Annotated in this window: 26 protein-coding genes; 22 read left to right on the top strand and 4 right to left on the bottom strand. The window is 42.7% G+C overall.

The genetic code is table 11. The features are described 5' to 3' along the window. Positions 1 to 11: 11 nt before the first annotated feature. The 3 genes from cysK to JMF81_RS05680 are packed head-to-tail and all read left to right on the top strand — an operon-like array spanning position 12 to position 2,504. Positions 12 to 914, top strand: coding sequence for a cysteine synthase A (gene cysK, locus JMF81_RS05690; RefSeq protein ID WP_201310484.1), 903 nt, complete (start codon positions 12 to 14; stop codon positions 912 to 914). Between the two features lie 13 nt (positions 915 to 927). After that, positions 928 to 1,596, top strand: a complete 669-nt coding sequence (locus JMF81_RS05685; protein ID WP_201310483.1) for an acyltransferase — start codon at positions 928 to 930, stop codon at positions 1,594 to 1,596. Positions 1,597 to 1,613: 17 nt separating this feature from the next. Then, positions 1,614 to 2,504 carry a hypothetical protein gene (locus tag JMF81_RS05680; protein WP_243282550.1) on the top strand — a complete coding sequence of 297 codons (891 nt, stop codon included), beginning with the start codon at positions 1,614 to 1,616 and terminating at the stop codon, positions 2,502 to 2,504. A gap of 69 nt (positions 2,505 to 2,573) precedes the next feature. On the opposite strand, the gene moaC is transcribed toward JMF81_RS05680, so the two are convergent. After that, on the bottom strand, positions 2,574 to 3,050 hold the full coding sequence (gene moaC / locus JMF81_RS05675; protein ID WP_279323883.1) for a cyclic pyranopterin monophosphate synthase MoaC: 477 nt from the start codon (positions 3,048 to 3,050) through the stop codon (positions 2,574 to 2,576). A 188-nt stretch (positions 3,051 to 3,238) separates the two neighbouring features. Between moaC and JMF81_RS05670 the strand changes: the two genes are divergently transcribed. The 6 genes from JMF81_RS05670 (at position 3,239) to JMF81_RS05650 (ending at position 8,264) form a co-directional block, all read left to right on the top strand. Beyond that, a complete protein-coding gene (locus JMF81_RS05670; RefSeq protein ID WP_201310481.1) occupies positions 3,239 to 3,931 on the top strand; it encodes an iron-sulfur cluster assembly scaffold protein in 693 nt (230 codons plus the stop codon). A 13-nt stretch (positions 3,932 to 3,944) separates the two neighbouring features. Then, positions 3,945 to 4,955 (top strand): GGGtGRT protein, encoded by a 1,011-nt coding sequence (locus JMF81_RS05665; RefSeq protein ID WP_201310480.1) that lies wholly within the window; start codon positions 3,945 to 3,947, stop codon positions 4,953 to 4,955. Between the two features lie 703 nt (positions 4,956 to 5,658). Further along, complete coding sequence (locus JMF81_RS05660) at positions 5,659 to 6,030, top strand: hypothetical protein (protein ID WP_201310479.1); 372 nt, start codon at positions 5,659 to 5,661, stop codon at positions 6,028 to 6,030. Continuing rightward, positions 6,027 to 6,158, top strand: a complete 132-nt coding sequence (locus JMF81_RS16505; protein ID WP_279323882.1) for a hypothetical protein — start codon at positions 6,027 to 6,029, stop codon at positions 6,156 to 6,158. Before JMF81_RS05660 ends, JMF81_RS16505 begins: the two co-directional genes overlap by 4 nt. A 91-nt stretch (positions 6,159 to 6,249) precedes the next feature. Next, on the top strand, positions 6,250 to 6,555 hold the full coding sequence (trxA, locus tag JMF81_RS05655; RefSeq protein ID WP_201310478.1) for a thioredoxin: 306 nt from the start codon (positions 6,250 to 6,252) through the stop codon (positions 6,553 to 6,555). 14 nt (positions 6,556 to 6,569) lie between these two features. Then, entirely contained in the window at positions 6,570 to 8,264 is a 1,695-nt protein-coding gene (locus JMF81_RS05650) for an FAD-dependent oxidoreductase (protein ID WP_201310477.1), read from the top strand. Here JMF81_RS05650 and JMF81_RS05645 read toward each other — a convergent pair. Next, positions 8,259 to 8,921, bottom strand: coding sequence for a Crp/Fnr family transcriptional regulator (locus JMF81_RS05645; protein ID WP_201310476.1), 663 nt, complete (start codon positions 8,919 to 8,921; stop codon positions 8,259 to 8,261). The genes JMF81_RS05650 and JMF81_RS05645 overlap by 6 nt on opposite strands. 224 nt (positions 8,922 to 9,145) lie before the next feature. Here JMF81_RS05645 and JMF81_RS05640 point away from each other — a divergent pair, with 224 nt between their 5' ends. The 4 genes from JMF81_RS05640 to JMF81_RS05625 all read left to right on the top strand — a co-directional run bounded on the left by JMF81_RS05640 (position 9,146) and on the right by JMF81_RS05625 (position 12,834). Beyond that, positions 9,146 to 10,027, top strand: a complete 882-nt coding sequence (locus tag JMF81_RS05640; RefSeq protein WP_201310475.1) for a class II fructose-bisphosphate aldolase — start codon at positions 9,146 to 9,148, stop codon at positions 10,025 to 10,027. A gap of 13 nt (positions 10,028 to 10,040) precedes the next feature. After that, the gene (locus tag JMF81_RS05635; protein ID WP_201310474.1) at positions 10,041 to 11,087 is read left to right on the top strand and encodes a zinc-dependent alcohol dehydrogenase; all 1,047 of its coding nucleotides are present in this window, start codon (positions 10,041 to 10,043) and stop codon (positions 11,085 to 11,087) included. Between the two features lie 63 nt (positions 11,088 to 11,150). Next, entirely contained in the window at positions 11,151 to 12,116 is a 966-nt protein-coding gene (locus JMF81_RS05630; RefSeq protein WP_201310473.1) for a sugar-binding transcriptional regulator, read from the top strand. Then, entirely contained in the window at positions 12,106 to 12,834 is a 729-nt protein-coding gene (locus tag JMF81_RS05625; protein ID WP_243282548.1) for an alpha/beta fold hydrolase, read from the top strand. Before JMF81_RS05630 ends, JMF81_RS05625 begins: the two co-directional genes overlap by 11 nt. A 36-nt stretch (positions 12,835 to 12,870) precedes the next feature. Here the strand turns inward: JMF81_RS05625 and JMF81_RS05620 are convergent, their stop codons facing one another. Next, a complete protein-coding gene (locus JMF81_RS05620; protein ID WP_201310472.1) occupies positions 12,871 to 13,656 on the bottom strand; it encodes a DeoR/GlpR family DNA-binding transcription regulator in 786 nt (261 codons plus the stop codon). A 221-nt stretch (positions 13,657 to 13,877) separates the two neighbouring features. On the opposite strand from JMF81_RS05620, the gene JMF81_RS05615 reads away from it, so the two are divergent. From JMF81_RS05615 to JMF81_RS05580, 8 genes are read left to right on the top strand one after another with little or no spacing between them, the layout of a single operon-like run. Further along, complete coding sequence (locus tag JMF81_RS05615) at positions 13,878 to 14,318, top strand: PTS sugar transporter subunit IIA (protein WP_201310471.1); 441 nt, start codon at positions 13,878 to 13,880, stop codon at positions 14,316 to 14,318. A gap of 21 nt (positions 14,319 to 14,339) precedes the next feature. Next, the gene (locus JMF81_RS05610; protein ID WP_201310470.1) at positions 14,340 to 15,047 is read left to right on the top strand and encodes a zinc metallopeptidase; all 708 of its coding nucleotides are present in this window, start codon (positions 14,340 to 14,342) and stop codon (positions 15,045 to 15,047) included. Positions 15,048 to 15,077: 30 nt separating this feature from the next. Beyond that, entirely contained in the window at positions 15,078 to 16,682 is a 1,605-nt protein-coding gene (locus JMF81_RS05605) for a PTS system mannose/fructose/sorbose family transporter subunit IID (protein ID WP_201310469.1), read from the top strand. Between the two features lie 15 nt (positions 16,683 to 16,697). Then, positions 16,698 to 17,813: a 2-hydroxyacid dehydrogenase gene (locus tag JMF81_RS05600; protein WP_201310468.1), complete on the top strand. Its 1,116-nt coding sequence runs from the start codon at positions 16,698 to 16,700 to the stop codon at positions 17,811 to 17,813. 13 nt (positions 17,814 to 17,826) lie between these two features. After that, positions 17,827 to 18,318 (top strand): PTS sugar transporter subunit IIB, encoded by a 492-nt coding sequence (locus tag JMF81_RS05595; RefSeq protein ID WP_201310467.1) that lies wholly within the window; start codon positions 17,827 to 17,829, stop codon positions 18,316 to 18,318. After that, complete coding sequence (locus JMF81_RS05590) at positions 18,318 to 18,557, top strand: hypothetical protein (RefSeq protein ID WP_201310466.1); 240 nt, start codon at positions 18,318 to 18,320, stop codon at positions 18,555 to 18,557. Before JMF81_RS05595 ends, JMF81_RS05590 begins: the two co-directional genes overlap by 1 nt. Beyond that, on the top strand, positions 18,535 to 19,380 hold the full coding sequence (locus JMF81_RS05585) for a class II aldolase (protein WP_201310465.1): 846 nt from the start codon (positions 18,535 to 18,537) through the stop codon (positions 19,378 to 19,380). The genes JMF81_RS05590 and JMF81_RS05585 overlap by 23 nt, the downstream gene beginning before the upstream one ends. A 6-nt stretch (positions 19,381 to 19,386) precedes the next feature. Next, positions 19,387 to 20,835 carry a xylulokinase gene (locus tag JMF81_RS05580; protein WP_201310464.1) on the top strand — a complete coding sequence of 483 codons (1,449 nt, stop codon included), beginning with the start codon at positions 19,387 to 19,389 and terminating at the stop codon, positions 20,833 to 20,835. 39 nt (positions 20,836 to 20,874) lie between these two features. Here the strand turns inward: JMF81_RS05580 and JMF81_RS05575 are convergent, their stop codons facing one another. Next, a complete protein-coding gene (locus JMF81_RS05575; RefSeq protein WP_201310463.1) occupies positions 20,875 to 21,657 on the bottom strand; it encodes a DeoR/GlpR family DNA-binding transcription regulator in 783 nt (260 codons plus the stop codon). Between the two features lie 204 nt (positions 21,658 to 21,861). Here JMF81_RS05575 and JMF81_RS05570 point away from each other — a divergent pair, with 204 nt between their 5' ends. Further along, complete coding sequence (locus JMF81_RS05570) at positions 21,862 to 23,586, top strand: B12-binding domain-containing radical SAM protein (protein WP_201310462.1); 1,725 nt, start codon at positions 21,862 to 21,864, stop codon at positions 23,584 to 23,586. Positions 23,587 to 23,588 lie beyond the last annotated feature (2 nt).

Genomic DNA, 23,588 nt, shown 5'->3' with positions numbered 1-23,588 from the left:
GCTTTCTGAAAATGTATGTTGAAAATATGTTGGATTTAATTGGAAATACACCATTGATCAGTTTTGAGAAAATGATGGGATATAAGATATATGCAAAAGCTGAGTTTTTAAATCCGGGCGGAAGCATCAAAGACCGGGTTGCTAAAAACATGCTGGAAGAAGCTGAAAAAAGCGGGAAATTAAAACCAGGCATGACAGTCATCGAACCGACTTCCGGCAATACGGGAATCGGGCTGGCGTTCTGCGGTGTACGGATGGGATACAAAGTCATCATCGTAATGCCTGAAAATATGAGCGAAGAGAGAAGAAAGCTGATTAAGGCATTGGGAGCAGAGCTTATTCTGACTCCTGCAGATGAAAATGTAGACGGCGCAGTCCGAAAAGCAGAGGAGATCGCCGCGTCATCCGATGAGTATTTTATGCCTCAGCAGTTTGAAAATCCGGCAAATACGGATGCTCATTACAAGACAACCGCCAGAGAACTGTGCGAACAGCTTGGCAAAAAGATTGATATTTTTGTTTCCGGTGTAGGAAGCGGTGGAACTATGGCAGGAATCGCTAAGTATCTGCTGGAACAAAACCCGGACACAAAGATCATCGCAGCTGAGCCTAAAGGGGTATCTGCTCTTCTGGGGCAGGAACCGGGACTTCATCAGATTCAGGGAATTGGAGATGGATTTATTCCGGCAATCCTGAATCCTGAGATTGTGACGGAAGTTGTGGAAGTGTCAGATGAAGATGCAATTGCAACTGCCAGGGAACTTGCGGAAGTCTATGGAATCCTGTGCGGCACTTCTTCCGGAGCCAATATCTATACAGCCAGAAAGATGGCAGAAAAGTATGGAAAGGATAAAGTAATTGCAACGGTGCTTCCAGACCGGGCAGAGCGTTACTTCAGTGTGGGATTATTTTAAAGGAGAAAATGATATGGAAGAAATGACAAATCAGAAATTGTTTCTGCACATGGATCAGACGATTGCAGGAGAGTTATTTGAGCAGACAACATATCCATGGGAAATTTTGCCGCTGATTAAAGATTTTATTCTGGAAGCGGGGCCAAAACTGCCAAAAGAGGAATATGATCAGGTGGAAGAGGATATCTGGATTGCAAAAAGCGCAGCCATTGCTAAAACAGCGACAATCTGCGGGCCGGCGATTATCGGACCGGATACAGAAGTTCGTCCGGGAGCCTTTATCCGGGGGAATGCCCTGATCGGAGCCGGATGTGTGGTAGGAAATTCCACAGAGATTAAAAATGACATTTTGTTTAACTGTGTTCAGGTTCCTCATTATAATTATGTAGGAGATTCCATTCTGGGATATAAGTCCCATATGGGAGCAGGATCCATTACTTCAAATGTGAAATCTGATAAAACCAACGTAGTGATCAAAAACGGGGATGAAAAAATCGAAACAGGCAGGAAAAAAATCGGAGCAATCCTTGGAGATTATGTAGAAGTTGGATGCGGAACCATTTTAAATCCTGGCTCTGTTGTAGGAAGACACACCAATATATATCCGCTTTCTATGGTGAGAGGATATATCAAGCCGGAAAGTATTTATAAAAGAGCAGGGGAGATCGCAGAAAAGTACTAACCCGGAAAGGAATGCTTATGAGAAAGAAACCAATAAAAAAACTGGCAGCTTCTGTTTTGCTTGCCGGTCTTGCGCTGGGAGTAACCGGATGTTTTAAGCCTTCCAAAAGTTCTGTAGAAGAATCAGAATACTATCAGGATCTGAAGGATGACTATGACAAGGTTTCACAGCAGCTGAAGGATGAAAAGAAAAAAACCAGTTCTTTGAATAAGCAGATTCAGTCAATCCAGGAAGCTTCAGGAGATGAAAAGCTTGCCGATTATAAGAGTCAGATCAAAGACAGTATCATCGGAAAAGTGGATTTTACGGCAGATTCTGTCAAAGAAAAAACATTTGCTGTGACCAATACACCGGTCTGTGATTATGCCAAAGAGATCATAACAGGCTGCAACCGGGTTCTTGGGGTAACACCGGATGATCTGGAAGACACTTACGATGATTATTATTCTTATGCTCTTATGGATGAGGATAATACAACGTTTGAATTTAAAGTGTATGGAGATAGTTTTCTTGTATTCGATGATATTCCATCGAATGTATATGCTTATAATGGAGCATCCGTTCTTGGAGACGCCCTGATTGATGCAGCAGTGCAGAAATCTTATGATGATTTTGCAGATCGGATCGCAGACGCGGATTTGATTGTTACAGATGAAAAGCTGAAATACAGCACAGATGCAATTAACGCTTCTAAAATACTTGCAGGAATCATCAATAATAAGATTGATAATGCAAATTATGATACCGATGACTGGGATGAATACCGTTTTTACACAAAAGGAACAGTGACGAAAGTTCAGATTAACAGTGATGACAAGATCATCTGCATAGAAAATAAAGGCGGAAATCAGACATTCTATCGGATTTCTGAGAAAAATCTGACCAGCCTGGAGAAGATACTGAAATAGTAGAGAGAACGTAAGAGCCATTGTAGAATAGATAAATTTCTATTTTACAATGGCTTTTTGATATTAAAATTATTTCATATTTATAATTTCTCCGCTTTTTCCTCCGGTTTTTCTGCGCAGATAAATGCCGCTGATTTCCATTGATTTATCAATTGCCTTGCACATATCATAGACAGTAAGCAGTGCAGTGCTGACTCCGGTCAGAGCTTCCATCTCCACACCTGTTTTTCCGGTTACTTTAACCGTGCAGGTACAGTGGATCGCATATTCTTCCGGATCCAGTTCAAACTGGATGCTGCAGTTGGTAATCGGCAGGATGTGGCACATAGGAATCAGATCAGAAGTGTGCTTGGCACCCATAATTCCTGCAGTGGTGGCAACACCAAGTACATCTCCTTTTCCTACAGTTCCGCTTTTTACAGCCTCATAAACCTCTTTACTGACTTTGATCGTCCCAACGGCTTCAGCGGTGCGTACAGTTTCCTTTTTGTTTGTAACATCTACCATAAAGGCCTTTCCATTTTCATCAAAATGTGTAAATCCCATGATGGTTATCCTTTCATTCTTATTATTGATCGTTTTTATTCAACAGGTATTATAGCAAAAAAGATAAGAGAAAAACAAAGAAAAGTTAAATTTTTGACTTTTCGAAGATATTCATAGATTTTGTTGTTTTATTTTTAACGATATGCTAAAATAAGGTTGTTATTTTTAATACTGAAAGGAGTTTCAACATGATTTATTCACATGAAGTAGAACAAATGTGTACAGTAGCCCAGGGCGTAAACCATGGAGCTGCACCGATTCCTGAAGAAGCAAAATGGGTAAAAGCAAAAGATGTTGCTGACATTTCAGGATTGACACATGGTATTGGCTGGTGTGCACCTCAGCAGGGAGGTTGTAAATTAACTCTTAATGTAAAAGAAGGTATTATTCAGGAAGCATTAGTAGAAACAATCGGATGTTCCGGAATGACACATTCAGCTGCTATGGCATCCGAAATCTTACCAGGAAGAACTATCCTGGAAGCTTTGAATACAGACTTGGTTTGTGATGCAATCAATACAGCAATGAGAGAATTATTCTTACAGATTGTATATGGAAGATCTCAGAGTGCTTTCTCTGAAGATGGACTTGCAATCGGTGCCGGACTTGAAGACTTAGGAAAAGGTCTTAGATCTCAGGTTGGTACAATGTACGGAACTCTCAAAAAAGGTCCTCGTTATCTGGAAATGGCTGAAGGCTACGTAACAGGAATCGCTCTGAACGAAGATGATGAAATCATCGGATACCAGTATCTTAACTTTGGTAGAATGATGGACTTCATCAAAGGCGGAGACGATGCGCAGACAGCTATGGACAAGGCAAAAGGTCAGTACGGACGTGTAGATGACGCCGTTAAGATCATTGACCCGAGAGAACAATAGGAGGTAACGAAGAATGGCTTTATTTGAATCATATGAAAGAAGAGAAAAACAGATTCTTGCTGTATTAAAAGAGTACGGAATCAATTCTATTGAAGAAGCTGCTGAAGTTACAAAAGCTGCAGGATTAGACGTATACGCTCAGGTAGAATCAGTTCAGCCGATCTGTTTCGAAAACGCAAAATGGGCTTATACAGTTGGTGCAGCAATTGCAATCAAAAAAGGATGCAGAAGAGCTGCAGATGCTGCTGCAGCAATTGGAGAAGGACTTCAGGCATTCTGTATTCCAGGATCTGTAGCTGATCAGCGTAAAGTAGGTCTTGGACATGGAAACTTAGGAAAGATGCTTCTGGAAGAAGAAACAGAATGTTTTGCTTTCCTTGCAGGACATGAGTCTTTCGCTGCTGCTGAAGGAGCTATTGGAATTGCTGAAAAAGCAAACAAAGTTCGTAAAAAACCTTTAAGAGTTATCCTGAATGGTTTAGGAAAAGACGCTGCTCAGATCATCTCAAGAATCAACGGATTTACATATGTTGAAACTGAAATGGATTATTACACAGGCGAAGTAAAAGAAGTCTTCAGAAAATCTTACTCTGACGGATTAAGAGCTAAGGTTAACTGCTATGGAGCAAACGATGTAAGAGAAGGTGTTGCTATCATGCACAAAGAGGGTGTAGACGTATCTATCACAGGTAACTCTACAAACCCTACACGTTTCCAGCATCCGGTTGCAGGTACATACAAGAAAGAATGTATCGAGCAGGGCAAGAAATACTTCTCTGTAGCTTCTGGTGGAGGAACAGGACGTACACTTCATCCGGACAACATGGCTGCAGGACCAGCTTCCTATGGTATGACAGATACAATGGGACGTATGCATAGTGATGCACAGTTCGCTGGATCTTCTTCTGTACCAGCCCATGTAGAAATGATGGGTCTTATCGGAATGGGTAACAATCCAATGGTAGGTGCTACTGTTGCTGTAGCTGTTTCTATTGAAGAAGCCGCTAAAGCAGGAAAGTTCTAATTCATAACAAAAAAATAACGTAAAACTGAGGCTTTCGGTCATTCGTGACCGGAAGCCTTAAGTTTTTTGGCTCTTTGTCAAGTATGGGGGGGGGGAAATTTAAAATTGTGATCAAGATCAGATGTGTGAAAATACATCTGATCTTTTTCGGCTCTTTGTCCGATATAGGGGAAGTAAGGAATAGAACTGTTTTTCTGGGAGGGAGCATCCGGAAAATTAAAAAGTCTGTGCAGGAGGAAGTAATTATGAAGAAAAAGCTCCCGGTGGATCAAAATCTCATATGGGAGGACACCATTATAAAGAAATGACCTCCCATGGATTCCTAAAACCATATGGGAGGAGATAAACTTGGTAAAGAACCTCCTGTGGATCACCAAAAATATATAGGAGGAGATAAAAAACCTCCTGTGGGTTAAAAAGCTTATATAGGAGAAAATAAGTACGGAGAAAGAACCTCCCAGGAGGAATAGATCGGCAAGAAGAGGAGATAAGCTGTGGGAAAAAGTCTCTCATGGATTAGAAAATTTTTTCAGGAGGATGAAACCAAGAAAGAAGAACCTCCGGAGGTGTAAAAAATCAAAGGAGGAGGAATCGCTGCAAAATTGCCGGGATTAACATTTCGGAAATAAAACAGAAACGTTTTATCAATGCTTTAAGAGTATCTTATGTATATCAAGAGAAACAAAAGGAAGGAGAAATAGAAATGAAAAAGAGTAATTTTGCAGCAATGATTTTGGGAACCATAGGAGCGGTATTGTTTGCCCTTGGTATGTGTATGGCGTTGATTCTGGAGTGGAATGCCTTCCGTCCGGGCGTCATTATGGGCATTATTGGCATCGCTGTTCTTATTATTATGGTAATTGTATGGAGAAAGATGGAGCACAAAGATCCGATTCATATATCAGCAAAGACCATTGGTACGATACTTCTCGGTGTTATCGGAGCTCTGACATTGGGAGTTGGTATGTGCCTGACAATGGTATGGAGCAATATGATTCTTGGAATCGTTATCGGACTTGTCGGAATCATTCTGCTGTTATGCCTGATTCCTCTGACCAAAGGACTGCAGCAGTGAAAAATTGTGTTGAAACTGATATTGAAATGCAGGAAATCCGGAAACAGCTGGAGAAAGCGGAAGATAAAAAAACGGAAACACAGGAACTTTTTGAAAAATTGAAAAAGTTCGATGTGCCGATCAGCTGAGAATTCACTTATGTGACAAAATCACAGAAAAGGAATGGCCCTCCTGTTATAATGGAACCATAAAATACAAAAGAAAAAGGAGGACGATCAAATGTCTGTAATCAATATCAATAAAAACAATTTTCAGGAAGAAGTAATGAACGCAAATCAGCCGGTTCTGGTGGATTTCTGGGCCGCATGGTGCGGACCATGCCAGATGCTCGGGCCGGTAATTGAGGAAATCGCGGCAGAAAGAAATGATATTAAAGTTGCCAAAGTCAATGTAGATGAGCAGCCGGAACTGGCATCCCAGTTTCAGGTAATGAGTATCCCTACGCTGGTTGTGATCAAAGATGGTCAGATTGTAAATAAATCTGTAGGCGCGAGGCCAAAGGATCAGATTTTGAAAATGCTGTAGGGAGGGCGTGAAATATGAAAGTAATCATTGTCGGCGGAGTGGCAGGCGGCGCGACAGCCGCCGCCAGAATCCGCAGGTTGGATGAAAAAGCGGAAATCACGGTGTTTGAGCGCTCCGGTTATGTATCCTATGCAAACTGCGGGCTGCCATATTATATTGGCGGCATCATTGAAGACTCAAAAGAACTGACGCTTCAGACGCCGGAAAGTTTTCTGGAACGTTTTCAGATTAAAATGAAAGTACAGCATGAAGTAACTGCCATCCATCCGGAGCGAAAAATCGTTTCTGTAAAAAATCTGGAAAATGGACAGGAATTCGAAGAAACGTATGATAAATTGCTGCTTTCTCCGGGAGCGGTTCCCACAAAACCACGATTGTCCGGCATGGAACTGCCGCAGGTATTTACGCTCCGCACCGTGGAAGACACCCTGAGGATCCGGGAATATATCGATGAAAATCAGCCGAAATCCGCAGTTTTGGCGGGAGGCGGCTTTATCGGGCTGGAACTTGTGGAAAACCTGCGGGAACTGGGAATGGATGTGACCATTGTCCAGCAGCCGGAGCAGCTGATGAGCCCTTTTGATCCGGATATGGCAGCATTTATTCATGGAACAGTTCGGAAACATGGAGTGAAACTGGCTTTGGGGCACACGGTAGAAGGATTTGTTCAGAAAGAAGAAGGAATTGACGTCCTTCTGGAGGATGAAGCGCCTCTTCGCGCTGATATGGTGATTTTGGCAATCGGAGTGACGCCGGATACACATCTTGCGGCGGAAGCAGGCATAGAACTGGGAATCCGGGGCAGCATTGCAGTCAATGACCGGATGGAAACGTCCATTCCGGATATTTATGCTGCAGGGGACGCCGTACAGATAAAGAACTGCGTGACCGGTCGGGATGCGCTGGTTTCTCTTGCGGGTCCCGCCAATAAACAGGGAAGGATTGCCGCTGATAACATTTGCGGAGGCGACAGTCATTACCAGGGATCTCTGGGCAGTTCTGTGATCAAAGTTTTTGACCTGACAGCGGCCGTAACCGGAATCAATATGAAAACGGCAGAGCAGGAAGGCATCGATGCGGATTATGTAATACTTTCTCCTATGAGTCATGCGGGATATTATCCCGGCGGAAAAGTAATGACTATGAAGGTGATTTTTGAGAAAAAAACATACCGCCTTCTGGGAGCTCAGATTGTGGGATATGAAGGAGTGGACAAGCGGATTGATGTGATTGCAGCGGCAATTCATGCAGGCATGAAAGCCAGTGATCTAAAAGATTTAGATCTTGCCTACGCGCCGCCATATTCTTCAGCAAAAGATCCGGTCAATATGGCGGGATTTATGATTGACAATATAGAGGAAGGCAGGCTGCATCAGTTCCATATGGAGGACATAGAAAAAATTTCCCAGGACGAAAGAGTCATTCGTCTGGATATCAGAACAAAAATGGAATATGCCGGAGGCCATGTGGATGGGTTCGTCAATATTCCTGTAGATGAATTGAGGGATCATCTGGATGAAATTTCACAAAGCCGGCCGGTATATGTAATGTGTCAGAGCGGCCTCCGAAGTTATATCGCGTGCCGGATTTTATCGGGTTATGGATACGAATGTTATAATTTTGCTGGCGGATATCGTCTGTACAGTACAATAAAACAGGATCGGTGTCTGATTGAAAAAGAAACATTATGCGGCATGGATCTGTCATAGATCACTGCAGAGTGATTCCAGCCTATGCGGTGACAGAATTTCTATTTTCCCCCGGGAAAGTTTTACTATGCCTTCGTTTTGAAAATAGCGCAGCATTCGTGTTACAACTTCTCTGGCAGATCCGAGATGATTGCCAATGGTTTCATGAGTGATTTTTAAGACAGAGCTTCCTTCCAGGGATGATTCATCCAGAAGAAAGCGGGCAAGACGTTTGTCAAAACTTTTCCATAAAATCTGTTCAATCAGCCACATGACTTCGGAAAACCGGGCAGCCATGATTTCATTAGTATAATTAGCCAGCGGAGCGGACTGCGCCATAATTTCTTTATAAACATCAGCAGGAATGATCCAGAAATCGGTATCTTTCTCTGCTTCGATCGTAATTTCAAATTGAATACTGTGCATCATACAGGAAGCGGAAAACAGGCAGATGTCCATGTCGAGAAGCCGGTAAATGGTAATCTCACGGCCTTCATCAGACAGGATAAAAGCCCGCAGCTGTCCTTTTCGGATCAGCAGCAGCCCCAGGCAGTCAGAATCTCCGCTGTGTATGACGTCACCCTTCTTGGCTGTCCGGCAGATTATATGCTCGGACAGTTTTTTTTTCTGTTCTGCGGTTAACTGATCCCATACAGGGAAGTAATCTTTGAATTCCATGGTGCAGTCCTCCTGAAATGAAAATATTGCTGACATCTATTATACAGCTCCCCGCCGCAGAGTTCAAATCATCCGGGTAAAATGCAATGTGGAAAAATCTTTCTTTTTGAGTAATTTTATCATATATTTTAAACATTTCGCAAAAAGGAATTGACAGCAGATAAAAATTGATACATAATTACATTATAAAGAAATTAATACACATTTCGAAAGGAGGAATGACGATGATCATAGACATGGGAACATTGCTTTGCCGGGCAAAAAAGGAACGGTATGGAGTTGCGGCTCCCAATGTATGGAGTCTCAATACGGTAAAGGCTGCATATGAGGCCGCGCAGGAATTAAAGGCGCCGGTCATACTGGATGTGGCAGCAATCCATAAAATAGAAGAAACAGTGGATGCGGTACGTTTTTACGAAAAGAAATTTCCGGATGTGACAGCGGCGCTGAATCTGGATCACGGCGGAGATTATGAGGAAATCATTCAGGCGCTCCGGCTTGGATTCAGTTCTGTTATGGTGGACCGCTCGACTCTCCCTTTTGAAGAAAATGTCAGAGAAGTTGCGGAAATCGTTAAGACTGCCCATGCCCTGGGAGTCTCCGTGGAAGCGGAACTTGGTCATGTGGGACAGGGATATGAGTATGAAGCCACAAGAGATGCTGGACTGACCAATAAGGAAGAAGCAGTAAAATATGTAGAACAGACGGGAGTTGACTGTCTTGCAGTATCTGTGGGAACATCACACGGAACCTATAAAGGAACTCCGAAGCTGGACTTTGAACTTCTGGCAGAGCTGGACCGGCTGGTGGATATTCCGCTTGTTCTGCACGGAGGCTCAGGAACCGGAGATGATAATCTTGCCAGGGCGGTTCGTACAGGAATTCAGAAAGTCAATCTTTGTACAGATCTGAGCAATGCAGGACTGGAATCCATGAAAAAGTATCTTGGCGTGGATTTTGAGAGTATGGAAAAAAACAGGGAACTTGGTGAATTTGGAAATCCTTCCGCTAATATGTGGGATGCGGACGCTGCGGCAGCCGAAGGATATAAAGCGAAAGTGCAGCATTATATAAAATTATTTGGAAGCGACGGAAAAGATCAGTAGGAAGGTGAATGATATGAGCGATAGGAAAATGAGATTTGCGTGTCTGACGAAAAAAGGAACAGCGGAGGTCAGAGAAAGACCTCTTCCGGAACTGGGAGATTACGATGTGCTGCTGGATATGAAAGCCTGTAATATCTGTACGACCGATTATCAGCAGTGGCTGGGACTCAGAGAGCATCAGGGGTATCCTATGGCAGGCGGTCATGAGGCAGCGGGAATTGTGAAGGAAACAGGAGCAAAAGTAAGGGATCTGGTTCCGGGCGATCTGGTCGCTGCAGGATATCCGGGATGCGGACACTGCGCAGCCTGCAGAAACGGAGAGCCAAATCAGTGCGATGAATATGCCAGTGATACGGAAGATGGATATAAGTGGGGATTTTTTGGATTTTCTGATTATACGGTAAAATCAATCAATGAATTATTTAAGATCAGATCCAGCGTGAAACCGTCAGAAGCAGGGTTCCTGGAACCTTTGGCAACCGTGCTCCACGGAATGAAAAAACTGAGAGTAAAACCTTTTGAGACGGTTGTTGTCATCGGCGCCGGAACCATGGGATTAATCAATGCTCAGGCGGCAAAAGCCTATGGATGCCGCGTCATTGTATCTGAAATGCTGGAGAAAAAAATAGAAACCGCCCGCTCTATGGGATTTGAAGTCATTGACTGCAGCAGACAGGATCCGGTGGAGGCGGTGAAAAAGCTCACTGACGGAGAAGGAGCCGATGCGGTCATCGTTGCGGTCGGAGCTACCAGCGCCAATCAGCAGGGCCTTTCCATGCTGAAAGAAAAAGATGGAAGAATTCTCCTGTTTGCCGCGGGTTATCCGGCGCCGGAGATCGAGATTGACTCCAATACCGTGCATTACCGCAGAATGGAAGTTCTGGGAACTTTCGGAGCAGATAACAGAGATTTTGAAGAAGCAGCCAGGGCGCTTAGTTCAGGCATTATCGACGTTTCCAAATTGATTGAGGAGAAAACATTCCGGCTGGATCAGATTCAGGAAGCCTACGCTTATGCCAGCGAACCGGGAAGATACCGGGTCAGCGTTCTCCTGGATTAGATTTGACAATGCTTCTGTCTCTGCTTATACTGATAGAAATGATACGAGTGGAAGGTGGACATATTGCGAGAGGAAAGATTTATTGTCAAAGTAGTGGAAATGCATTATATCCAGGGATTATCCCAGGTAGAAATCGCGAAGAAACTGGGCGTTTCCAGGACGACCATATCAAGAACGGTAGCCCAGGCCAGGCAGAGAGGCTATATTGAATTCAAAGTAAACTATCCGGACGATATCGAACCGGGAGAGGAGAAACTTCTGGAGGAAAAATACGGATTGAAAGAAGCCGTCATTGTGTGTGAAAAATCAGACGGAGACATGGGGAAAGAGATTGCCTCCTATGCGGCCGATTATATCCTGAGGGTACTAAAGAAGAAAATGTCGATTGCTTTTTCTAATGGGCATACATTGTATGGAATCGCAGACTGCATGAAAGAGGATGTCCGGCTGAAATTTCTGAATACAAAAGGAATCGAAGTGCTGCCGCTGTTTGCGGAGTATAATATGCCTCCGGATACAGACGAAAAAGACCGGATTGCTTATTCCAACCAAAATGTGGAAATGATCGCAGAACTGTTCCATGGACACAGTTATCATTTTACGGTGCCGCCGATCGTGTCCTCCGAAAAAATCCGCAGGGAACTTTTGGAAGAACCCTGCATCAGGGAGACTATGACAAAGATTCAGAATGTGGATATGGCAGTGACGGGAATCGGCACACTGGATAAAGATTCTTTCGGGGCTAACGTAGGGATTGCAGACGAGAGTGAGTACGACCGTCTGAGAGCAAAAGGAGGAATCGGAGAATTCCTGCTTCATATTATTGATGCCGACGGAAAGGTCATAGACGATTCCTATGAGGGCAGACTTACCTGCATCCGCCTGGAAGATTTCAAGAAGATCCCGATTCGGATCGGTGTCGCATATGGGATGCGGAAAAAAGAAGCAATCCGCGCCGTACTGAGAGAAAAACTGGTGAACGTTCTGATCACAGATGAGCATGTGGCAGAATATCTGATTGAAAATTAATGTTAAGAAGCAGAGAAAAAGGAGGAAGAGATTATGGGCATCTTCTGTAATGTTTGAGGTGCTGCTTCCTTTGTATCAGGACAATTTTAAGGTGATTTTGATGGATTTTCTCGGAAATGGAAAATCAGACAGAGTGGATGAATTTCCGGCAGATGTATGGATGAATCAGGCAAAACAGGTAATTGGACTGATCGAGCATTTAAAGTATCAGAAAGTAAATCTTGCCGGCACAAGCGGCGGCGCCTGGACGGCTGTCAATGCGGCAATGGAACGACCGGATTTGATAAAAAGTGTTGCTGCGGACAGTTTTGATGGCAGAACGCTTGCAGATGATTTCGCAGAGAAACTGATCGCCGAGAGAACTTTTGCAAAAAATGATGCATCTGCAAGGCAGTTTTATGAATGGTGCCAGGGAGATGACTGGGAAAAGGTGGTTGACCTGGACACGAAAGCATTGATGGAATGCGCAGAGAGAAAACTTCCCCTGTTTCAAAAATCACTGGATCATCTGGAGGTTCCTGTTTTATTTCTGGGAAGCCTGGAAGATCCTATGGTCCGGAGCAATCTGGCAGAGGAATATGAACAGATAAAGCAGCAGGTTCAAAACGGACATGTATATCTCTTTCCGACAGGAGGACATCCGGCAATCGTGTCGAATACCGAAGCGGCTGCCCGGATTATCACGGAATTTATAAATGCTCTGTCAGGAATCGATTGAGAATAATAAGGAGAGGTTCGAGCCTCTCCTTTTCAATTAATGCGGTTTTCCATGTAGCCGTATGATTTTATTTTTTTCTTCTCCAAATCGATCCAATAGCTCATCGGGCAATTTTTCATCAGTTATAACATTTGTAATATCAGATAAGGGCGCAATCTGAAGGATTGCAGCCGCATGGAATTTTGTATGGTCTGCCAGGACATAAGTAACACCGGAATTCTTTATGATCAGTTTTTTCCATTCAATCACATCCAGCTGATTGTTTGATAATCCCTTCTCAGGCGTTATGCCATCTACACCGATAAAACCAATATCAGCGTTCATATCCATAAGATTATCTTCTGCAATGATCCCGGAAGTAGAAGAATATCCTTTTCGTACATATCCTCCAATAAATAACATATCAATGGTGTCTGTATTCAGCAGAATGTTTGCAATTTCAAAATAGTTTGTAATGATTGTCAGATGCAGCTTTGTATTTTTAATTGTCTGCGCCAGTGTGAGGCATGTTGTAGACGCATCTAATATGATAGAAGATCCATCCTGGATCAGATCCAGAGCGTAATGAGCAATGGATTCTTTCTCTGCGACACACTGGCCGATTCTGCGGTCGATTTTGGGAAAAGCAGAGGATTCCGAATCCGGTGAAAGAGATTCGGCTCCGCCATGAGTTCGTTTGATCAGACCTTTCTGTTCCAATGCCGTTAAGTCCCTCCTCATAGTGGCTGGAGACACATCAAATGTCAGATATAATTCTGAGAAAACAACTTTTCTATGTTCATTTATATATTGCAGGACGGCGTTGCGTCTTCGATTGTTCAAAATAGTCATACCTCCTATTGTTATCGCTCATTTATATTATATATAATATCAAAAATGATGGAAAAGTCAACACAAAACGCTCATATTGCAAAAATAACGCTCAAAATAATCATAATAATGGCAAAATGAGCGAAATATGTGATTGACAATCGCTCATAACAAATCTATAATAAACTTAAGAAATGGAAATGATAAACAGTAAGAAAGAAAAGGAGTGAAACATGAAAGAAACAGGAACAAAAATCAATGAAATCCAATCTGATATTCCGGGAATTATTCTTTTAAGCCACGGTCCGCTGGCTTCCGGATTATTAGGAACCATGGAGATGGTGTTAGGAACTGTTGAGAACGTAACGGCATTGGAACTGGAAGAAGGCGACCATACGGAAGAATACAGAAAGAGGATAGCAGAAATTGCGGAAGCCATGCCGGAAAAATCCGTGTTTTTAATGGATATTTTCGGGGGAAGTCCTTTCAACCAGGTAATACAGTATTTCCTGGAGAACAGCAAAGAAATAAGAGCGGTATCCGGAATGAATCTGGGAATGCTGATGGCAGCGGTGAATGCAAGACAGAATAATGATTCCGATATGATCGAAGAGATTACGAAAATGGGAAAAGAGGCTGTCATAAATATAGGGAAGCAGTGGAATGAACAGTGATATGTGAAAAGGGTGAGAAATATGGAAATAATCCTGATTTTTATATGGGCAGGAGTTCTGATCTCGCTGCTTTGTGACAGGAGAATAAGGAAAATAACAGAAGAGGTCATGGATTACGGAACAAAGGGACAGACAGGAGAACAGGCAGTCCGATTGTTTCTGAAAGAGATGGGCGGAAAGATGAAAATAAAATACGATTTTCACAGTATGTTTGATTATTACGATATAAAAAGTGAAACATTGAACATATGCTCATTGAGTAAAAATTCATCCTCTCTTTATTTTTACTGTCATGCGCTGCGTCAGATTGTTTTTGGGATCAGAGGACAAAAGAAGAAAAAACTGTATGCTTTGAAAACAGCTTTTTTAATGCTGCTGAGGATATCAGGACCGGTCATGCTGGTGCTTTTGCTGGCAGGGATTCTTTTACGAAACAGAATGTGGATAACAGCAGCAGGAATTGAGATTCTGATATTTCTGGGTTATCAGCTGCTGAATACAGGGATAGAAATGACGATCACAAAAGAAGCCATGATGTTTATAAAAAGCCATGACTCTTTAGGAAAAAAAGAAGAGAAAGAGGCAGAGAGGTTCTATCGGAGCATAGAATTTGCCGAATGGGCAGTTTTGTGGAAAGGAATCCGGAGTATTCTTTCCCTGATTTTGAAACTGCCGGGATGCCTGCTCGGGAGAAGAGGGGGTGAGCCGATAAAAAGTACGGAACGCTGAAACTGTTAAAAAATATTTGGAGGAAAAACTATGGAATTTACTTTATTAGAAGCGTTTTTACTGGGAACCTTTTACTGGTTTACCTGGATGGATTTTTGTATTGCACCGCTGAATTCCTGGGCAACATGGCAGGATTCAGTACTGGTCGGATTTGTTCTTGGCCTTGCGTACGGCGATGTTCAGCAGGGATTGTATCTTGGAGGTACCATTGGGCTGGTGTTTATCGGAGCGAATTCTGTCGGAGGAAATCTGGGATCTGATGTATCTCTTGCAAGTATCATTGCCATTCCGATTGCCCTGAAATTTAACTGGGATGCCAATACGGCACTGGTTGTTGCAACCGCCTTTGGTCTGGTTGGATCTTTCGTGGACACGTTTCGCCGATTGATTAACTCCTACTGGCACAGAGATGCGGAAAGACGAATCAAGGAAAGAAAGTATAAAAGTCTCTGGATTGATGCTTTTGCGGGACCATGGGTGGTTGCATACATAGTGCGTGCGGTTCCACTGACTTTATTGATCTATTTTGGTGGAACACAGATGGGCGATATTGTGTCAAAACTGCCAGAATGGATTATGAATGGATTTACAGTTGTTGGAGGACTGCTTCCTGCGCTTGGTTTGATTTTATGCTGTGCCATGATGGGACGTAAAGAATTGTATCCTTTCTTTATCATAGGCTATTACATGTCCACTTTATGCGGATGGACAACTCTGACAATCTTAGTTTTCGCTGTTATCTTTGCACTGTTTTATATGAGATTTACAAGTAATCCGGACGAGTCATCCGAGGGACTTGATATCGACTTTAAAGCACTGATGAAGGTAGACAGTTCCAAGAGTGAGCTGACCATCAGAGATCATGCGCGTCTTTACATGAGAACGTTATTATGGTTCCGTGAATCTCAGAGTCTTGAGTATTTCTTTGGTGTTGGATATATGTATATTATGAAGCCGGCACTGGAGAAATTATATAAGAATGATCCAGACGGATACCAGGAAGCAATGCTCCGGCATCTGACCCCGTTTATTACAGAGCCTTGTATGGGAGCATGTATTCATGGCTTATCTTTGGCAATGGAAGAAGAGAAATCAAAAGGTGCGCCGATTGAGGGCCAGGATATTATTACAATGGAAACATCACTGATGGGACCGATGGCCGGATTGGGAGATTCTATTTTCTGGACAACTGCAATTTCTATTATAAAATCTATCTGCATTGCCGGAGCGATCGCCGGACACTGGTATGCTGCATTTGGAATTATGCTGTGGGGAATTTTGGCCAACGTGATTGGCTGGTTCTCACATCTGATTGGATATAATCTGGGAGGGCAGTCTATTATACAGCTTCTTCAAAAAGGGATTTTCCAGAAAATTCTGCTGGCAGTCAGCGTCATTGGATTTACGATGATGGGAGTTATGACAGCGAGCAATGCACATATCAATGCGGTCTTCCGAATTACCAATGACTATACGATTCAGGGATTCTTAGATGAAGCTCTGCCAGGTGCATTGATGATGATTTTCTGCTGGTGTGGATTTAATTATATGTCAAAGGGAGGCAAGTTCGTAAAAATGCTTCTCGTAACAACTATTATTGGACTGTTATGCGGATTTGCAGGAATCTTAGGATAAAAACGAGGTGATAAAATGAAAGTACTTTGCATGTATGACGGACTATATAAAAATTACAGGGAACAGATTACGTATTCGAGAGAATATGCTGAGAAATTTACAGAGGAACCTGTTGTGATCGGGGAATATACTGATCCGGATCCATCAGTGGATTTTATAAAGAATATTTACCGGCTGGAAAAATTCGGGCCGGATCCTGAGCCTGTGGTGCCGGCATATGAAGAAAATCTGGATACAGAAGTGCTGGCGGTATCATTTTCTCCCGTGTCAGGAGCTATGATGGATCGTTTCCATAATCTGAGAGTCATTGGAATCTCAAGAACGGGAACAGAAAATGTTGATATCCCGGCGGCGACCAAAAGAGGAATTCTGGTTGTAAACGCCGCCGGAAGAAATGCAAATGCAGTATCAGATTATGCGATCGGGCTGATGATCGCGGAAGCAAGAAATATTGCAAGACAGCATGCTCTGATGAAAGCAGGCGGATTGGTAAAAGAATTTTCAAATAATGCAATCATGCCGGATCTGTATGGAAAGACAGTGGGTCTGTTTGGATTCGGATATATCGGGAAGCTGATGGCAGAAAAACTGTCCGGATTTCATGTAAAAATCATTGCGGTGGATCCGTATGTTACAGAAGACGAGATGAAAAAATATAATGTTGAAAAGACGGACCTTGATACTTTGTGTAAAGAGTCAGATTTTATCAGTCTTCATGCCAGACAGACGAAAGAAAACGAGAATACATTTGATAAAGAGCAGTTTGAAATGATGAAACCAACGGCATATTTTATTAATACAGCCAGGGCATCCATGGTAAATTATGATGCAATGATAGAAGCTTTAAAGGAGCGGAAAATCGCCGGAGCGGCTACAGACGTATATCCGAAAATGCCTCTGGATAAAGATGATCCGATTCGGAAGCTGGATAATATTACACTGTCCGCTCATCTGGCCGGCAGTACGACAGACGCAGTCATCAATTCATGGAAATATGTTTTTCAGAGGATATCAAATACCATCCATCATATTTCGTCTTTCGGTGTATTAAATCCGGAAGTTTTGGAAATGGATGTATATAAAAAATGGGCAGAGGAAAGAAAGGAGCTCATTAAGATAATCGAGTCATGAGGAGGTAATGGTTATGATTTGTATGACACGAGTAGATTTCAGAATGATTCACGGGCAGGTTGCAAGCGTGTGGATTCCTCATTACAGTGCGACCAAAGTCGTCATTATTGATGACACAACGAGCAAAGATACATTTGTGCAGCAGATTCTGACCTTTGCGGCGCCAAAAGGAACAAGCGTAGAATTTTATAATGTAGAAGACGGTGTTGCGAAATATAAAGAAGATCAATTCGGAAATGGAAAAATCATTGTTATTTTCCGATCCATCGAACAGGCGTATCAGGCGTACATGCAGGGATTTGAATTTGAATCAATCAATGTAGGGCAGACGCCGAGAGAAAGCAATCAGGTTCATGCGACGGCAACAGTATATGTGTCAAAAGAGGACCTGGATCATTTGAAGGAATTGGATCAGAAAGGGGTGTATGTATATTTCCGTCAGGAAATTTCAAAACCGGAAGTACAGCTGGATTCTGTTATAAAGAAGATAGGAGATAAATTCTGATGGAAAAATTGATATTTAGGATCAGCTGGATTCTGCTGGCTGTCGCGATACTGATCATACCTGCCGTTGGAGAGCAGGCAGTCCGAAATGGACCCTGGGGAGCCGTGATCGCTGTGACCGCAATCGCAGCGATTGCATTAAGGCTCTGTGTACTGCAGAAGACAAAGATAAAAAAAGAGAAAAAAACCTTTGGTTTAAAGCAGAGGAGACAGGCTTATGAAAATAGTAAACGGATTTGATTTATTTGCATATGCAAAAAAGAAAAATTTGCTGCTTCCGGCGTTTAATACAACCAATCTGGAAATGACAAAAGCGATTATCCTTGGATTAAATGACGCACATCTTCCAGGTTTTATACAAATTTCCTCCAATAATCTGAAACTATCAGATCCGGGGATGATCGCAGATCTGGTCCGCGATTTTCTTGAAAATACGGAAACGCCCATCGGGCTTCACCTGGATCATGGAAAAAGTTTTGAAGATGTCAGACGATGTGTAGACGCGGGATTTACTTCCGTCATGGTGGATGCGTCAGCATATGGATTTGAAGATAATATCAGAGCAGTCCGCAGAGCGGCAGAATACTGCCATTTCTATGATATACCGGTGGAAGCGGAACTTGGCGCGATCCGCGGAAAGGAAGATGATAACTGCAGTGAAGCCGACTGTAAGACAGATCCCGCTCTGGTGGAGGAATTTGTCGACCGGTCGGGGTGCGATACACTGGCGGTGTCCATAGGAAATGTACACGGATTAGAGGAAATTCCCAGAATCGATCTGCCGCTCCTGAAAGAAATTGCAGAAGTTTCCCCAGTCCCTCTTGTACTTCATGGTGGTTCGGGAATTTCATTTGAACTGATACGAAATATGAAAACATATAAAATGTCAAAAATCAATTATGGATCGGATCTCAGGCAGGCGTACATAAAAACATTCGGAAAAGCATATGAAGTCAACCACAAAGAAGCTGATCTGTATGGATTAAGTATGAAAGCAGTAGAAAATGTACGTCAGACAGCGTGTGATCTGGTCAGAATCATCAATGGATTTGAAGAAGGATGAGATAAAGTGTATTATTTGGGATTTGATATCGGAACTTCCGCATTAAAGACCATACTGATGGATGAGTATCAGGAAATTTTATATGACTCTGCCCAAAACTATCAATATGATGAACCGGAAGAAGGGTATAAAGAAATGAATCCGGAAATCTGGTTTCAGGCAGTGTATTCCGAACTGAAGCATGTAACGGCCCGATTCAGGGAACAGAAGATAGCGGCAGTCGGAGTGACGGGACAGATGCACACAACGGTATTTTTGGACAAATGGGGCAGGGTCATCCGTCCCGCGATCATGTGGAATGACACAAGAACAAAAGATGAAATTGACGATTTAAAGAAAAAACTAGCAGAGCATCAGGAAACCCGTTATATTTCAAAGATAATTTCTACCGGGAGTCCGGCGGTGAATGTTTTGTGGATAAAGGAGAATGAACCGGAACATTTCAAAAAAACTGTCAGAATCATGACAGCATATGATTACATCGTTTATCGTCTGACCGGCCGCTGCAGCTGTGATTACTGCGGGGCATCCACAAGTTCTTTTTATGATATTCAGACTAAGAGGTGGTCAGAGACCATGCTCCGGTATACAGGAATCAAAAAAGAGATGCTTGGGGAAATTCACAGAAGCTGTGATGTGATAGGAATGATTCATCCGGAACTGTGTGCGAAGCTGAAAATATCGTATCCGGTGAAAGTAATTGCAGGGACAGGAGATAACCCCGCAACAGCGGCAGCTATGGGAATTTTGGACCAGAAAGAACCTGTTATCTCTCTTGGTACATCCGGAGTTGTCATTTATCCGAAAAAAGATGGAGACTTTGACGGAAAAGGAAAGAATGTTCTGTTTTGTGCGAAAGGAAATGAGATGATTAACATCTGTCAGGGTGTGGTGCAGGCAGCAGGAGGCGCTCACAAGTGGTGGATTGAACAGATTCTTTCGGCAGATCAGATGGGTATTGATCAGGATAGAATGGAGGTCCTGGGAGACAATCAGGTTTTATTCTATCCTCATATCGCCGGAGATAAAACATTATATTCAGATGCAGGTCTCCGGGGCGCTTTTTTGAATCTTGGCAGTTATACCAGGAGAGAACATATGACACAGGCTGTGCTGGAAGGAGTCGCCTATGCAGTCAGAGAAGTACTGGAAACAATGGGAATGAAAGAAACGCCGGAAAAGATGCGGGTCAGCGGCGGAGGGAGCCGAAGTCCTGTCTGGATGGAGATCATGGCCAATGTTCTGCGAACGCAGATTGAAGTACATGAGACAAAAGAAAGTCCGGGATACGGAATCTGTCTTCTGGCCGCAATGGCGGATACAGGGATGAAGAAAAGGAAGACAGAATCGGAAGAAAAAAACATTTACATGCCGGATACAGAAACGATAAAGAAATATGAAAAAACATATAGAAAATATCAGAGGATTCATGATGCGGTAATGGAAATCAGATAAGAGAGAGACGGTCAGCCGTCTCTCTTTTGACATAAAAAGTTATATTTTATCAATCGAAGCACGTATTATTTTGGGTTTATTTTCTCCAAAAGAATGATAGATATCATCTTCCAGCTGATCATCTGTGATGACATAATCGACTTTGTCAAATGGTGCAATCTGCATCATGGCGCTGCGGTTAAATTTTGTATGATCCGCCAAAACAACAGTTTTGGAAGAAGCTTTCATCATTGCCTGCTTCAGAGGGATGATATCCAGTCGGTTATTCAGGAATCCTTTTTCAGGGTGGACAGCATCTGCACCGGCAAATAAAATATTACAGCTTAGATTCTCTGTCGTTTGTTCTGCAATGGCGCCGTAAGTAGCTGCTGTTGTTTTATGTACAATACCGCCGATAAAAAATAATTCAATCGACATATGTTCTTTTAGCAACAGAGCAATATCGAAGCTGTTGGTAATAATATTTAAAGTTAAATTGGAAGAAGCAATGATTCTGGCCAGTTCGAGACAAGTTGTAGAATCATCTATGATAATAGAATCACCATTATGCAGCAATTGAAAAGCGCACTGTGCGATCAGGACTTTCTCCTGGGGAGCCAGGATCGAGCGCTCATAAGTGGACAGAACCGCCGGCTGTTCCGCAGGAGGATTGATCGACTTGGCACCTCCGTGAACTCGGTGGATTAATCCTTCCTGATCCAGGACAACCAGATCTCTGCGCATGGTCGCGGCGGAAACCTCAAATTCACTGCACAAATCTGCAAATCGAACATAGCCGCGCTGATTGATCACCTCAAGAATATGGTATCTTCTGTTGTTCAAAATATCACCTCTCTTTTTTCTCTCATTTATTATAAAAAAAAGACTAAAATTGTGTCAACAAGGAGATGGGCAAAACGGTAAAATTTGGTACGATTTTTAAAGCAGGAAAGAAATATATCAGACAGAGAGAACTTTTCCATATTTTGAAAGCAGGACGGTTGTGGTATACTGTAGGCAGTGAAGAAATCAAAACCAGGAGAGCTTATGAACATTATTTTAACTGCGGTCAACGCAAAATACATTCATTCAAATTTAGCGGTATATTCTCTTCGAGCCTATGCGAAACCATATCTGGACGAAATAGAAATTGCCGAATATACGATCAATCAGACGACAGATTTCATTTTGATGGATCTTTACAAGAAGCAGCCGGACATTTTGTGTTTTTCCTGTTATATCTGGAACATCGAATATGTCACGGAATTGATTGTGGAAATCAAAAAACTGCTCCCTGAAGTGCCGATCTGGCTTGGCGGACCGGAAGTTTCCTACGATGCGGCGCAGGTTCTGGAATCATATCCTCAGGTTACGGGAATCATGAAAGGAGAAGGAGAGGAAACCTTTCTGGAAGTTCTGGATTATTATCATGGAAAAAGCAGTAATTTGTCAGACATTCCGGGGCTTACATATCGTGAAGACGGGCAGATCAGAGAGAATCCATGGCGTACGGTCATGGATTTAAGCAAAGTTCCTTTCGTTTATCAGGATATTGATAAATTTGAAAATAAAATCATCTATTATGAATCCAGCCGGGGATGTCCGTTTTCCTGCAGCTACTGTCTGTCTTCTGTCGATAAATGCCTTCGGTTTCGAAATCTGGATCTGGTGAAAAAGGAACTTCAGTTTTTCCTGGATCACAAGATTCCGCAGGTGAAGTTTGTAGACCGGACTTTTAACTGCAATCAGAAACATGCCATGGCTGTCTGGTCTTACATTTATGAACACGACAATGGCATCACAAATTTTCATTTTGAGGTGGCGGCGGATATTTTGACGGAAGAAGAGATCGCACTTCTTCATAAAATGCGCCCCGGACTGGTACAGCTGGAGATTGGAGTGCAGTCTACGAATCCGGATACGATTACAGAGATTCACAGAAAGATGGATTTCCAAAAAGTTGCCGAAATCGTGCGGCAGATCAATGCCGGGAAAAATGTTCATCAGCATCTGGATCTGATTGCGGGACTTCCTTATGAAGGACTGGATTCTTTTCAGAAATCTTTTGATGAAGTGTATGCTGTCCGGCCGGAACAGCTTCAGCTGGGATTTTTAAAAGTATTAAAGGGATCTTACATGGCAGAGCATCAGGAGGAATATAAGATGATTCATAAGGATAAACCGCCTTATGAAGTATTGTCAACGAAATGGCTTTCCTATGACGATGTTCTTGTGCTGAAATCAGTGGAAGAGATGGTGGAGACGTTTTATAACAGCGGTCAGTTTGGCAGTACAATAGAACATCTGGAGCAGTATTTTTCTTCCGCGTTTGAAATGTACTGCCGGATGGGAAGATTTTATGAGGAACAAGGATATCATAAAAGAAGCCATTCAAGAATTGGACGATATGAAATTTTACTGGAGTTTATCAAAACAGCGGTGCCGGAAGAGAGTCTGGTTTTCTTCCAGGAGCTGCTGACTTTTGATCTGTATTTAAGGGAAAATGTGAAAAACAGACCGGCCTTTGCAGGAGACTATACGGTGGAAAAAGAAGAACTGTTCCATTTGTATGACGAAGTATTTCCAAGAGAAGAAGCATTGGCCGGATATGCCGGAAAGCATCAGAGAAAGATGATCCATATTGAAAAGTTTCAATATGATATCCTGTCCGAGCGGAAAGAAAAAAGAGAAACTTTGATTCTGCTGGATTATCAGAAGAGAAATCCGCTGAATCATCAGGCAAAAGTGATTCGTCTGCCGATAGAAACGTAGAC

It is taken from the genome of Anaerostipes butyraticus, assembly GCF_016586355.1.
GTDB lineage: Bacteria > Bacillota > Clostridia > Lachnospirales > Lachnospiraceae > Anaerostipes > Anaerostipes butyraticus.
The sequence above is the reverse complement of the archived record's forward strand: the minus strand, read 5'-3'. Positions and strand labels throughout refer to the sequence as shown.